At 50.9% G+C, this 14,185-nt stretch carries 6 protein-coding genes and 2 pseudogenes; 6 read left to right on the top strand and 2 right to left on the bottom strand.

All coding sequences use genetic code 11. The features are described from left to right. Nucleotides 1-553: 553 nt before the first annotated feature. From HH682_RS14875 to HH682_RS14865, 3 genes and pseudogenes are all read left to right on the top strand, one after another. A pseudogene (locus HH682_RS14875) lies at nucleotides 554-1,207 on the top strand (NAD(P)/FAD-dependent oxidoreductase); the annotation flags it as partial. A 9-nt stretch (nucleotides 1,208-1,216) separates the two neighbouring features. Beyond that, nucleotides 1,217-2,065 (top strand): GNAT family N-acetyltransferase, encoded by an 849-nt coding sequence (locus HH682_RS14870; RefSeq protein ID WP_214238274.1) that lies wholly within the window; start codon nucleotides 1,217-1,219, stop codon nucleotides 2,063-2,065. A gap of 40 nt (nucleotides 2,066-2,105) precedes the next feature. Next, nucleotides 2,106-2,744 carry an NAD(P)-dependent oxidoreductase gene (locus HH682_RS14865; RefSeq protein WP_214238273.1) on the top strand — a complete coding sequence of 213 codons (639 nt, stop codon included), beginning with the start codon at nucleotides 2,106-2,108 and terminating at the stop codon, nucleotides 2,742-2,744. A gap of 313 nt (nucleotides 2,745-3,057) precedes the next feature. On the opposite strand, the gene HH682_RS14860 is transcribed toward HH682_RS14865, so the two are convergent. Further along, nucleotides 3,058-3,363, bottom strand: a complete 306-nt coding sequence (locus HH682_RS14860) for a hypothetical protein (protein ID WP_214238272.1) — start codon at nucleotides 3,361-3,363, stop codon at nucleotides 3,058-3,060. A gap of 219 nt (nucleotides 3,364-3,582) precedes the next feature. Further along, nucleotides 3,583-4,812, bottom strand: coding sequence for a mechanosensitive ion channel family protein (locus HH682_RS14855; protein ID WP_214238271.1), 1,230 nt, complete (start codon nucleotides 4,810-4,812; stop codon nucleotides 3,583-3,585). Nucleotides 4,813-5,099: 287 nt separating this feature from the next. Between HH682_RS14855 and HH682_RS15905 the strand changes: the two are divergent. The 3 genes and pseudogenes from HH682_RS15905 to HH682_RS14840 form a co-directional block, all read left to right on the top strand. Further along, nucleotides 5,100-5,432, top strand: a pseudogene (locus HH682_RS15905) (hypothetical protein); the annotation flags it as partial. Between the two features lie 145 nt (nucleotides 5,433-5,577). Further along, entirely contained in the window at nucleotides 5,578-7,287 is a 1,710-nt protein-coding gene (locus tag HH682_RS14845) for a ShlB/FhaC/HecB family hemolysin secretion/activation protein (protein WP_214238269.1), read from the top strand. An 11-nt stretch (nucleotides 7,288-7,298) separates the two neighbouring features. Continuing rightward, nucleotides 7,299-14,185 (top strand): two-partner secretion domain-containing protein (locus HH682_RS14840; protein WP_214238268.1); only part of this gene is annotated, 6,887 nt, incomplete at its 3' end.

Raw genomic sequence — 14,185 nt, 5'->3', positions numbered from 1 at the left:
TGAAATCGGTAGACACAAGGGATTTAAAATCCCTCGGCTGTAAGGCTGTGCGGGTTCAAGTCCCGCCCTGGGCACCACCGGTTCTAATGTATAAAAATGAGCACTCTGTGCAAATTTGCTTAACCGCCGAAAGGCGGTTTTTCTTTTTATACGGTTTTTAAAACGACTTATTATTCTTTTCTAAAACAAATTTCGTTAACTAAGCGTGTTATATCCGCTGTCTTCATTTCCTATCCGTTTTCAATCCCTTTGTCACTCGACTTACAGCATTCAATCTGTAAACATCTCCCTCCTGCAATAGAGCCTAGCCTCAATTTAGTGCAGCCGCCAAAAAGTATGCATTATTTTTTCTATGGCCGATTGCGCCACAGTTCAGTTCCTTCCTCTCATATTTTTAAGCATTCCAAAAAAACTTTTTTAACGGCATAAAATTTTTTAAGAAGAATTGGCATACATCCTGCTAGATAACGCATAAGAAAGCATTTTTTAGTCTTTTTATCTGTTAATTCACCCCCGCTAATAAGGTGGACGTATGCTAAGTTTTGATCCGGATATTGACCTACCTTTGGGAACCGTGATTGGTACGGTATTTCGGACCTTACCGGTTAAACAAGCGATAGCATTACCCTTTTATACTGAAAGCTTTGCTGTCCGCCCACAGAGGGATGGTGAATATACCGTCTCTGTCTCGGGGCGAGGACGTCTTGAGGCCGGGTTCCAAGGCCTTAAGTATAGCGGTCAATTCTATTCGACTTTTAAGTCCCGACGTAAAAACCTAACGATTGTGCTTTAACTTAAACCCTTTACTAGCGGTACTGAGGCCTTAGCCTATTGGTCTTTTGGGGGCTTCTCACCCTTTGAGAAAATGCGTATTCTCGACCCTGCGGCTGACCACAATATGGTTAAAGAAGGTCTTGCGGCGATGGTGCGTGAGTTTCCTGAATTGCAAGGTGTTCAAGTCGCTCAGTCTTGGGGCGGTATGATTGATAGTACCCCGGATGCGATACCGGTGATCTCTGAAGTCAATAAACTGCCGGGGCTCATCCTGTCTGCAGGTTATAGTGGCCACGGATTTGGGATTGGTCCGGAAGCAGGCCGCCTTGCTGCCGACTTAGCGATGAATGCGAATCCTATAGTTGACCCGACGCCTTATCGATATGCGCGCTTTATCGATGGCAGTGGACTTGATACCCCAGGAATAATGTAAGGAAAGATAATGACGATTCAATTACGCACTATGCAGCCCGATGACCTCCAGCATGGCCATCGTTTAAGTCAGCAGGTAAGTTGGCCGCACCGCCAAGAGGACTGGCGGCAAGCACTAACCCTAGGTCAGGGGCTTGTTGCCGAAACTGAACAAGGGATCGTGGGTTGTGGGGTGATTTGGCCTTGGGGCGAACACTACAGTACCGTAGGATTAGTGATTGTTGATCCGAGTTGTCAGGGACAAGGAATAGGCAAAAAATTGATGGAAGGGCTACTTGAAAAAGTGCCTGAAGGTAATGTTCGCCTACATGCTACAGAGATGGGGAAAGGGCTGTATGAAAAATATGGCTTTAGGGTGCAATGCGCTATTTTCCAACACCAGACAGCACAGCTCCCTGCCATTGAAGCACCCGAATTATCTCCCGATGAAAAGATTCGTCCACTGCGCGAAGAGGAATTACCAACCCTAATCGACAGCGATTACCAGTCACATGGCCTGTCACGTCCCGCGCTGTGGCAGGACCTATTTAACAGCGCAGAGGCACTGTTGGTGCTGGAAAAAAGCGGCACTGTTCATGGCTATATGGCGTTACGTAAATTTGGTCGCGGCTACGTTATCGGCCCAATGTTAGCGCAAGATGTGCACAGTGCTCTGACACTCTTTTGTTATGGTGCTGCGCAGCTAACGGGGCAGTTTGTGCGTATTGATACTTATGGTAATACACCCTTTTCTGATTGGCTGGTGAAGCAGGGACTGCCCTGTATTGATGCACCTATAATGATGGTTCGAGGTACCCCTTGGCAGCGTGCTGATCGGGCAATGCAAGATTTTAGCTTTATGTCACAGGCGATGGGCTGATGAGTCTCGTTTACTGGTCTAGCCCACAGCGCGCGCAGATATGGCCGCCTACATTACCTTTTCCGTGATCAGTCTGCATCGAGGAATGCCAAGATATCTTACACAGCAGCAGCGATGGCTAAAGCATGATGCGATTGCTGCGTCACGCTGTCGTATTGGTATCCTTGGATTCGGTCATTTGGGGCAAGCTTCTGCTCGGGTACTCACCACTCTTGGCTACCCATGTTCCGGTTGGAGTCGCAGTCAAAAACATGTTGAGGCTGTCACCAGTTATTTTGGTGATGATCAATTGGGTGATTTTCTCGCTCGCAGCGATATTCTTGTTTGCCTATTGGCATTGACCGACCTTCCCCGAGGATTGCTGGACCATAATCTTTTCGCACAGTTACCCAAGGGCGCTGGTTTAGTGCATGCAGGGCGTGGCCAGCAACTGAATCATCAAGACCTGATCGATGCGCTTGACACTGGTCAACTCGGCCATGCCATCGTCGATGTTACCGTTCCTGACCCCTTACCGACCGACCATCCTTTCTGGACACATCCATCAGTCTGGTTAACACCCCATATTGCTAGCGAAACCCATGCTGAAAGCTCGGTGAAAGTGCTTCTCGACAATATCCGTCGTCATCAGCAAGGGCGACCAATGAATGGCCTAATTGATATGAAGAGGGGGTATTGATGAGCGTTCAACAGTGGGCGGATATTCGCCATCCTTTACATTAGCATCCTGAAACCGGATTTAACGAACGGCAAACGGCAACGCTTATCGCTGAGTTTCTCATGCAGCTATATCGTGATTAAATCCCCAGTAATGAAAAATAACGTGCCGCTAAAGAGTTTGTTGGACAGAGGCCACCGTGATCGAGACGTTATTCTCTCAGACTGAAAAGCACTGAGTACCAATCATGTAGGTCAATGATACACCGTTTTTCATCGTGGTGAGTAGGGGATTGTCGTATTACAAGCAGGTGAATCCGCTCACCACAATGATATTAATGACTGCTCATTCCCACCATGAATTGCGAACAATTTGAGGAGCTTGATGCGGCTTGAACATGCTTTTCGTCTAACTGGAAAGCATCGCCTGCTGCGGTATTCAATAAATGCTTTTGTGAAGCCTTACCGAGAAAGCGCACCTGATCTTCCGCCACCAACTTATTGTCTACGGCAGCATTAATCACACTGCACGTCGCATTAATCACATTATATTTTCCCACTGTGGCCGAGTTGATAAGCCAGCCAGCGACCCCACCAATAACAATCCACACGCAAGTTGAGGCAAATTTTTTTAAAGACATCGGTATTCCCTTATTTAGCATTAATGAACAGAGGTTAAATCTAGTGAAGATTAAAACGAGTATAAGGCGTAGACATTAAATAGTAATGAAATTTACAATCCTTTATCGCAAGAGTCTTGGCGCGGGATGACAGCACCTTGACGGGTAGGAAGGAGCCCAGCACCAAGGGCTGACTCTAAAAACGGCTAGTGGAAACTTCCGCTAGCCTTGCGTTATGCCTTATTCGTCGCTGATGACCTTAGGCAACTCCATCGGCAAATACCCTTTAATATCTCTACCAGAAGGGCGTTGGAAAATCCCTAGCTGGAAAAAACCTGCAGTCGCATACATAAATTCAAAAATTTGTGATTGGGTCTCTTCATATTCATTCCAGAAAACATTGGAAGTAAAACAGTAAATCTCAATAGGCAGACCCTCTGCGGTCGGACTTAGCTGCCTAACGACCACATACATATTATTACAGATATCTTCTCTCTGCCGTAAATAGCTCAAAATATAGCCACGATAAAGACCTAAATTAGTAATCCCATGATTGACCGAGAGTGCAAGATTTTGCCGAATATAGTCAGCAATTTTATCGCCAATGACTGAGCTTTGTTGCTCCAGATCTTCGGCCAGTGCCTGGGTCGCAAACGCTATACTTGATTGATCGATAAAAAAGCTACGCTTAATGCGTCTTCCCCCCGAGGCGAACATCGGCTGCCAATTGGTGTAGGTCTCGGTAATAAAATTTTTGGTGGGGACTTGTGATAGCGTATTGTCCCAATTACGGATTGTGATGGTGTGCAAGGCAATATCGGTCACCTCTCCACTGATATTCGCCACTGGCATCTCAATCCAATCACCGAGTTGGATCACATGCGAAGAAGAGACTTGTATATTCGCGACGAGCGAGATGAGGGTATGTTGAAAAACCAACATCAATACGGCGGCAATGGCGCCCAAACTCGAAATAATGATGCCGGGTGATTTATTCGACAATGTCGCGATCACCAAGATTGTCGCGATAGAAGAGACGACTATCTTACCAATCTGTACATAGCCCTTAATCGAGCCGGCTTTGGAACCATGTTTACGGGCATAAACATCTTTAGTGGTATCCAACAGTTCGTTGATCAGCATTGTGATATTAACGATAAACAGCACGCCGCAAAGGGTTCTTATTGCCTCAACCAACCCGTCTGATAAGCCGGGAATGAGTTGTGAAAGAAAATAGACGGTGACGACCGGAATGATATTGGCCAGCCTACGGGTTATCCGTAAATCTTTTTTCTGGGTATCACGCTGGCTATTAGTATGCAGGATAAATCGTCGCACAATACTCAGTAAGAAGAACTTACAGATCACGGATGAGATAAATCCGGCAACCAGCATCAGAGTGACAGCGAGTAAAGAGTAGGTCACTGGGTTGTTGAGCACCCAGTGCCACAGAGATAGAAGATCTTGCATGAAGGCACTCAGTAATTATCGATGTTGAGGCTGATGATCATTAATTTTTTTTTATTTTTTTTCTAGCCTAAAAATGGTTTTGTTATCAATACAGCGTAAAAAACTTAAAGAAATGAGCCTGTACTGCCGTGCAAAGCATCGCTCGGTAGCAACGACAGCATAAAAATGATTGAAAACGTAAATTATGTAAAGGGTAAAAAGGTAGTTTGGACAGGATGTATGTAAACCATGCTGTAACTTTACAGGGTAAGACTGACACTGCAGGGGGTCGATGATAAAGGTAATAAATGAGCTTGGTACCGCTTGATGATCAGAGGGTGATTGAGGCGAACAATTCGCCCGATGATGTCGCTTTTATCCACCCAAGGTACAAAGCGAGAGTAAAAATTACCGCGTATGACGACTCCCTATAGGGTGGTTTACCGGGTGAGGTGACTATCTTGAAAATCATGAAACTAACCTTCCCGATTTTCCCCAGCATCATCGCGACGGGTGATATCAAAACTGGCCATAAAACCGTGCTGCAATACCTGATCAAGTCTTTGAACAAGGCAAGAGAAGCGTTGCGCGAACGGCGATGTCTGCCAGGTCAGGCAAAAGGATTTCCTGACCATAGTTGAAGCTTTTCTGCTTATCTCGATAGTCTTGCTTTAGGTCAAAAAACGCCCATTTTGGCCGGTAGAATGTTGCCTACTTTGATTTTTTGTTATATTTTGACGTAAAATATCACCTTTCTTTACGAATTTTTAATTTCTAGAGTCGAGTATGCAAACAAGGATCAACGACAGCTTCCATTCGGCAAAAGTGATAACGGTCGGTTTGACATTTTTCACTTCATTAGCCCAGGCTGCCCCCTTTATCGATCAGCAACAGCAACATATCCAGACGCAGCAATCGGCGAAAGAAGCACAGCTAACCCCGGCAGCACCTGATATTTCCCTCGATAAGTCGCTACCCAAAAATGTCGAAGGCCCTTTTGTTCAGGAGAGCCCTTGTTTTGTTATAAAAAAAGTAAATCTGACTGGAACCGATCCCTTGCCTGGGTGGTTCAAGGCTCAGGCGATAGCTAATCAGGGGGTGGGGCACTGTCTTGGGGTGCAAGGGATCAATCAATTGATGGGGCGTTTACAAAACCGCTTAATTACCCATGGCTGGGTGACGTCGCGAGTGTTGGTTCCCGCCCAAGACCTGAGTCAGGGTGAATTAACTCTATCGATCGTCGCGGGGACGTTGGGCCAAGTTCGTTACGCGGCAGGGTCTGACCAGCGTGCAGTACTGGGGAGTTCAGTGCCCGCCTCCTCTGGAAAATTATTGGACCTACGTGATATCGAGCAAGGGCTGGAAAACCAACAGCGACTGCCCACTGTTGAGGACACGATGGAAATTGTCCCGGGTGAGAAAGAAGGTGAGAGTGATGTGGTGATTACCCGCCGACAGTCCAAAATATGGCGTGTCAACCTTTGGGCTGACGACTCTGGAACCAAAAGTACCGGCCGCACGCAAGTCGGTGGGATGCTTGCCCTAGATAATCCTTTTGCACTGAGCGATTTACTCTATCTGTCTGCCAGCCATGATATTGGGTTTAAAGGGCATAAACAGAGTAAAAATATCAATGGTCACTACTCGGTCCCGCTGGGCTACTGGTTGTTTGAGGTGACGGGCGGTGAATATGACTATGTCCAAAATATAGCCGGGTATAACGGTGATATTCGCTACTCCGGTAAAAGTAAGAATCTTAATGTTGGCGTAAGTCGCGTTATCCAGCGTAATGCCAGCGGTAAAACCACATTACGCAGTAATTTGCTGCTCCGTGAATTACAAAACTATATCGATCGTAGCGAAATCGAGGTACAACGCCGGCGGACCAGTGCTTGGCAATTAGGCCTTGACCATCGGCATTATTTCGGCCCAATCATCCTTAATGGCAGTGTTAATTATCAACTTGGAACGCGTTGGTTTGGGGCGTTACCGGCCTACGAAGAGCAATATGAAGCGGGATATCGCGCAACCGCGAAAAGTAAAATTTTCACCTGGAATCTCGGGATGGATTGGCCGTTTCAGGTGGCTGATCAGAACTTCCGCTATCAATTGACCTATCTTCGCCAACAGAGTTCGACGCCGTTAACCTCTCCCGATCAATTAGCGATTGGTAACCGTTGGACGGTACGCGGATTTAACGGCGAACGCACGCTAAGCGCCAGCCATGGCTGGTATGTGCAAAATACCTTCGCCTGGCAGACGCCGCTCCCTAATCAAGAACTCTATCTCGGTGCGGACTACGGTGAAGTGGGGGGACGCAGTGATGGTTCTACGCTGATTGGCCGACATTTAGCGGGAAGTGTTATTGGGGTGCGTGGCGCCTTGTCGAGTATGGGCGTGGGGTATGATCTCTTTGCCGGGACGCCACTGGCTAAGCCGAAGGGGTTCAAGACTGACAGCGTGACCTTTGGGTTTAGCCTTAATTGGCAGTATTAATACAGGGATGAATGATGAATAAGCACTGTTATCGGATCATTTTTAACCGTTGTTTGCAGAGATTAGTAGTGGTGTCAGAGTTGGCACGACGTGCGGGTGGCCCGTCGACGGGCTGTCAAGCCGCGCAACGCTCGATAATTGCGACGCTCCGTCCGCTCACCTTGGCGCTGATCATGGCAGGGGGCGCGATCAGCGCCTCCGCTCAGGCCGCAGGAATTGTCGCCGATCCGAATGCCCCGCGGGGTCAGCAACCGACGGTCCAACGAACCGGTAATGGATTGCCTCAAGTGGATATCCGAGCACCTAACAGCCAAGGACTGTCTCACAATACTTATCGTCAATTTGACGTAGACGAACGTGGTGCGATTTTAAACAATAGTCAACATGCGACACCCACTCAGTTAGCGGGACAAATTGCCGGCAACCCGTGGTTGGCGAAGGGCTCGGCCAAAGTGATCCTTAACGAGGTAAATAGTGCCAACCCAAGTCAACTGCGTGGCTTTATCGAGGTGGCGGGACACAAAGCCGATGTGATTATTGCTAACCCGGCGGGGATCAGTTGTAGTGGTTGTGGTTTTATTAATGCGGGACGCAACACCTTAGCCGCTGGGCGAGTTCGGTTAGAGAATGGTCAGATCGCTGGGTATGACGTCGACCGTGGGCGCATTACCATCAGTGGTGCAGGGATGAACGGCACGGGACAAGACTACACTCGGCTTATTGCTCGTGCGGTCGAGGTAAATGGTCGCGTGCAAGCCGGAGACCTAAAGGTCACTACCGGTCATAACCAAACCGATGCCGACGGCAACGTCATTAAGGTTAAGAACGATGATCCCGCTGGGCGACCCACCTTTGCACTCGATACTGCCGCCTTGGCGGGAATGTATGCCAACCGTATTACGCTAGTTGGCACAGAACAAGGGGTGGGGGTACGTAACCGTGGCGAGATTGGCGCGGCACAAGGCCACTTCACCTTGGATGCCAGCGGTAAATTGACCAATACAGGTGTTGTCCAAGCTAAGCAAAACGTCGCCCTACACACGGCAGGAATGGATAACCAAGGGCAGATCGCCGCAGCCGGCAATATTACCGTTGACAGCCAAGGTGATATCACCAATGCCGGGCAAATTCGTGCGCAAGGTGATCTGCAACTCTCCGCGAACGGAAAATTAGACAGTCAATCCAGCTCGACCGCAGTGGCCGGGCGCAACGCGACACTCCAAGCCAACACTATCACAAACCAACGTGGCAGCGCCTTAGGTGCAGGGATCGATGCTCAAGGCCAGGCGACGGCCGTAGGCCAGCTTACCCTTACCGCCGCAAAACAATTACATAGCCAAGGCACCCATCTCAGCCGTGATCAGATCGCCCTAACGGGTAAAGAGGTTGATCTGAGCGATAGCCAAACCCAAGCGAATCAGGTGGTGGTGAAGGCTCAGGAAGGAGATTTAAGGCTTGACCGTGCGCAGCTTACCGCCCAGCAGGCGACGCTGACCACGCCAGGCCAACTGACGAATCGGCAGGGGAAACTGGTGGCACAGGCCCTCGATCTCACCGCGACTAAACGACTGGACAACCAAGGGGGCGCCATTATTTCACAAGGCCCTCAGGCGCTGACGCTGCACAGTCAGCATATCGATAACACGCAAGGCACCCTCGCCAGTGCGAGCGACCTTAGGTTAAGCAGCCAAGATCTCAACAACCGCGGAGGGTTGGTACAAGCCGCAAACAGGCTGTCGATTACGACTCAGTGCGGAACCCTGACTAACGCCGACACCCAAGCGGATAGCTTGGGCCTGAGAGCGGGTGGGGCGCTTGACGTACAGGCGCAAACGGTCGATAACCGCAACGGATTGATGGCTGCCAAAGCGATTACCGCGACAGGAGAGCAGTGGGATAACCGTTTGGGGGAGGTCATTAGCGGACAGGATTTGTCGATTAACGCGGCACAACTCGCTAATCAGCAAGGCTTGCTCAGTGCTCAAACTGGGTCGCTCACTGTGCAGACGACAGAAGATCTGAACAATCAGAACGGTATATTGCAAAGCCAAGGTGCGCTGACACTGAAGGCGGATGCACTGAATAACGATCAAGGAAAGATTCTGGCCGCGCAATCTGGCGTCACCCTCCACGCTAACGGCCACCTCGCCAACCACGCCGGGCAAATTTCGGCCCGAGATCAGGTTAGCCTAAACAGTGCGAGTCTGAGTAACCAGCAGGGGCGTATTACCGCCGTTCAGGGGCCGTTAAGCTTGAGCACGACGGGCATAGTCGATAACCGTCAGGGCATCCTGCAAACGGGCGCTGCATTCGCTGTCACGGCAGGACAATTCACTAATCAAGCGGGTACGCTACAGTCGACGCAAGGCCAAGGGGCTTTACACCTCAACGAGAGCTTAGATAACCAGCAAGGTCTTATCAGTGCCGCCACCGATTTACAGATTGAGAGTGGTCAGCTTAGCAACCAACAGGGTGTGCTGATCGCCAAGACCCTTGATTTGCAGACATTAGCCTTAACGAACCAGGCAGGGCTGATCCAAGGGAGTGATCGACTCGCCATTGATACGCAGGGGCAAACGCTCACCAATCGCGACACAGATGGCTCGAGTCTCGGCCTGCGCTCTGCAGGTCAGCTTATCCTTAACAGTGGCGAGCTAGACAATCATAAAGGGGGGGTCGCGGGCCGCGACCTCTCCATCAGCGCACAACGCCTTGATAATCAACAAGGGTCTCTGCTTGCCAGCGACACCAGCCAGTTAACCCTACAGGGCTTAGAAAACCAGCAAGGGTCAATACAGTCGGGGGGCGATACCTCGGTGAATCTGGGGCAAGGTGAATTCGCGAATCAGCAAGGCCAACTGCTTGCTGGCGGTAGCCTTAACCTGCAAGCGGGGGTGGTGAATAATCAACAAGGGCAACTGCAAGGCGCTCAAGGCCTGTCACTGACCGGCACACAACTCGACAACCAAGGCGGTAAAGTGCTGTCGGGTGCCGACCTCTCTACCTTGGTCGCCCAAGCGATTAACGATCAGGGTACGCTGTATGCCGCGGGCACTGCGCAGGTGACCGCCAGCGAGTCGGTCAGTAATCAGCAGGGGCTGATTAAGGCGGGAGAACAGCTCACGCTGTCCACTCAGCAACTGAATAATCAGCACACACGCGATGCAGGGCAGGGTATCGAAGCTCAGGACCTCGACGTCATCGCGGCGAATCTGAATAACCAACAAGGTAGCTTACGCGCGGGTGACTCGCTGCACGCACAGGTAAGCGAGACCTTGGCTAACCAACAGGGGCTGATTTCCTCGCAGGGGCAGTTAACGGTAGGACAGCCCGGCAGTGGCTTGAGCCTGAATAATGACCAAGGCGATATTGTCGCCAATGGTGATGCCGCGCTAACGCTTGGCCACTTCACACAGGTTGGCCGGGTCACCAGTGGCAATAACCTGAGTGTAGAGGTCGGCAGCGATTTTCAACAAGATGGGCAACTGGCGGCTGGAAACGACCTGCAGCTCAATACCGCGGGCCACCAACTGAACAATAGCGGTAGCTTAACGGCTGGCCAGCATCTGACGTTGACCAGTGATCGGCTCACTAACCAGCAGATGGGCGAGATCAACTCAGGCATCACCACAATCACTAGCCATTACCTAGAGAATCAAGGCTTAATCGATGGTGGGCAGGTATCTCTGCACGCCGATGAGCTTCACAACCGTGGCACGGGAAGAATTTACGGTGATCGATTGGTCATTGATGCCCCGCTATTGACGAATGAGAGTCTCGACAATAAAGCGGCAACCATCGCCGGACGGGAAAGTCTGCTGATCGCCACCGATCACCTCACTAACCAAGATAATAGCCTGATCTACAGTAACGGCGATCTACAGATAGGCGGTGCCTTTGCTGCCGACGGCAGCCTTATGGGTCAGGCAACAGAGGTTGATAACCTCAGTGCGACCATTGAGGCAATGGGAAGCTTAGGGATCACCGCTAAACAGATTGAGAATCGTGACACGCATTTGAAGGTCAGCGATGACCTACAAACGGTGTCGAGCCTTAATGATCTGGTCGAGATTGAGTTTTGTACCGGACGTAAATGGACAGATGCCTGCGGTCGCACCGATGGCGTGCATTATCGGTTTGATGCCACCATCGATAAATCCAAATCTCGCGACTATAAAGTGGTGTTTAACTTCGATGCGCAAGGACGCAGTTATGCGCTGGATGCGCAAGGCAACCGCGTCAAATTTACCATTGATGGCAAAGAGGACTATCTCTATGTCTATCAGGATGCCAGGAATGGCATTATTTATTTCCACCAACCGGGCGTGACGGATGCGGGACGGCGATTTAACGTCTTCAATTTCGATCAGGTCACCAAAGCCCAAACGGTCAGCGATCAACAGAGCGCGATACTGCGTAGCGGTGGCGATTTAGTCTTAAACAGTGACTTGCACAACAAAGACAGCCAAGTGGTGGCGGGGCAGGCGTTAGTCATCAATGGCGCGGTGAATAACGAGGAAACCGAGGTTAAGCAGACCCTCGAGCAGCAAGGTGAACGACTGGCGGGCGGTCGACGTAAACAGCATAAGCAGACGCGTTATGAAGGCCCTGAAGTCTATCAACCGCCGATCAGTGAGTTAACGGTGCCGCTGCATCTCACCGCACAGCTGCAAGGCCAAGGGGTGGGTGCAGGGCAAAGCATCGCGGCACAAGACGCGACCAGCAAGGTCACGGGGGCGTCAGATTTACTGGCCAATGTCGCCTTGGCACAACAAGACCATCAAGCCTTAGTGACCGACGTGACCCTACCGGCATCGGTCGATGCCTCGACACAACTGGCAGCGACCCCCTCTTCGGGGAATTGGGTCATTCGTACCACCAGTGTTCCGGTGAGCTTACCCACGACTAGCCTCTACCAGCTTCATCCTAGTACCGACAGTCAGTATCTGGTCGAAACCGACCCGCAATTTACGCGGGGGAAAACTACGGTGAGTAGCAGTGATATCTATCAAGATCGGCTTATCAAACGGTTGGGTGATGGGTATTACGAGCAGTCGTTGGTGCGTGAGCAGATTGTGAAAGCGACCGGGCAACGGTTCTTAACCGGTTACAGCAATGACGAAGCGCAATATCGTGCGCTGCTCACCAGCGGTAAAGCCTTTACCGAGCGCTTTGGTATCGCTCCAGGGACGGCATTGAGTGCGGAACAGATGGCACAGATGACCAGCGATATGGTGTTGATGGTCAATGAGCGTGTCACCTTGTCCGATGGCACGACCCAACTGGTGGCCGTCCCTAAACTCTATGCCCGAGTCGACAAGGATCAGTTAAGTGGCAAAGGTGCCTTGCTGGCGGGCAATGCCGTTCAGATCACCACTGCACAGGATCTGCTCAATAGCGGTACTATCGCTGGGCGCGGGCTGACCGCGATTTCGGCCAGTAATCTACTCAACCTAGGTGATATTAGCGGCAACACCACCCAGTTATTGGCAAGTAACGATATTATCAATCGTGGCGGCCAGTTGTTAGGCGGCGATCAACTTACCTTACAGGCGGGGCATGACATCCTTAGCCAAACCGAGAGCTTCCAACGGGGGAGTGAGGCATGGACCGGACGCCAAGCCGGCATGGCGGTAACGGGCCAACACGGACAATTAACCTTGCAAGCCGGACACGATATCCAGCTTACTGCCAGCGCACTCAGTAATCAGGGAAGCGACAGCACGACGCGCTTGATCGCCGGTCACGACCTGAACCTTGATACGGTAAAACAGCGCCACGCGACGGATTACACCCGAGGTAAAAAAGATTATGACCGCAGCCTAGAGACCCATGAACAAGGCTCCGTCATTAATGCCGGGGGCAGTTTAGCGATGCAAGCCGGGAACGATATGACCTTGCGCGCCGCAGAAGTGACTGTAGGGGGTGACGCGACACTGACGGCGGGTCACGATTTGACGCTACTCAGTGGTCAGGATAGCTGGGATCAGTCGACCTATATGAAAACCAAAAAACGTCATGGTTTATCCAAAACCACGACGGAGGTGGCTACCAGTACCCATCAAATCAACGCAGTAAGCAGTTCGGTGTCCGGTGATCAGGTGACGCTTCTCGCGGGTCATGATCTGCGCTCAGAAGCCAGTAATATTGTCGGTGATAATGCCGTTAAGCTACTGGCGGGCCATGATGTGGTGATCACGACGGCCGAAGAGTCCGATCTCTCGACCAGTATGACCAAGAAGAAGAAATCGGGGCTAAGTGGCACCGGTGGTATCGGCTTCACTGTCGGTACCTCATCCCAAAAAACGGACCAAGACGACCGCAGTAATGTACAAAAAGGCAGTGTGGTCGGTAGCAGTCAAGGTAACGTTACGGTGACGGCCGGTAATCAGGTGACCCTGCATGGCAGTGATCTGCTGGCGGGCCAAGATATGGCGATAAGCGGCAAGCGTATCGATATCAGCGCGGCAGAAAATAGCCATACCGCCCTCACCAAAACCGAACAGAAGTCGAGTGGATTAACCCTAGCACTAAGCGGCGTGGTGGGAAGCGCCTTAAACACGGCCACTCAGCAGGCCCATTCGGCGACTAAGGAAGATAATGGACGGCTGGCGGCGTTAAAAGCGACCCAATCGGTATTAACGGGTTACAGCGCTAAACAAGCCAGTGATCTCAATGATGCACGGCAAACGCCGCAAGATGCCTTGGGGGTTAACCTCTCCTACGGTAATCAACGCGCCCACTCCGAGCAGAAAGTTGCGCAGCAGACGCACTCGGGTAGCCAGCTAACCGCTGGGCGCGACCTAAGGTTACAGGCTACTCAAGGGGATATCGATATTGCGGGCAGCCAGCTGAAAGCCGGACGTGATACAACGCTGAGCGCCGCGCAGGATATCCT

It is taken from the genome of Rosenbergiella gaditana (genome assembly GCF_018494065.1).
In the GTDB taxonomy this organism is placed as follows: domain Bacteria; phylum Pseudomonadota; class Gammaproteobacteria; order Enterobacterales; family Enterobacteriaceae; genus Rosenbergiella; species Rosenbergiella gaditana.
This window is presented reverse-complemented; position numbering and strand designations above follow the sequence as displayed.

Coding starts and splice junctions, on each gene's coding strand:
- HH682_RS14845 (WP_214238269.1), top strand. CDS start 5,578: ATGCAAACAAGGATCAACGACAGCTTCCATTCGGCAAAAGTGATAACG.
- HH682_RS14855 (WP_214238271.1), bottom strand. CDS start 4,812: ATGCAAGATCTTCTATCTCTGTGGCACTGGGTGCTCAACAACCCAGTG.
- HH682_RS14870 (WP_214238274.1), top strand. CDS start 1,217: ATGACGATTCAATTACGCACTATGCAGCCCGATGACCTCCAGCATGGC.
- HH682_RS14865 (WP_214238273.1), top strand. CDS start 2,106: ATGGCCGCCTACATTACCTTTTCCGTGATCAGTCTGCATCGAGGAATG.
- HH682_RS14860 (WP_214238272.1), bottom strand. CDS start 3,363: ATGTCTTTAAAAAAATTTGCCTCAACTTGCGTGTGGATTGTTATTGGT.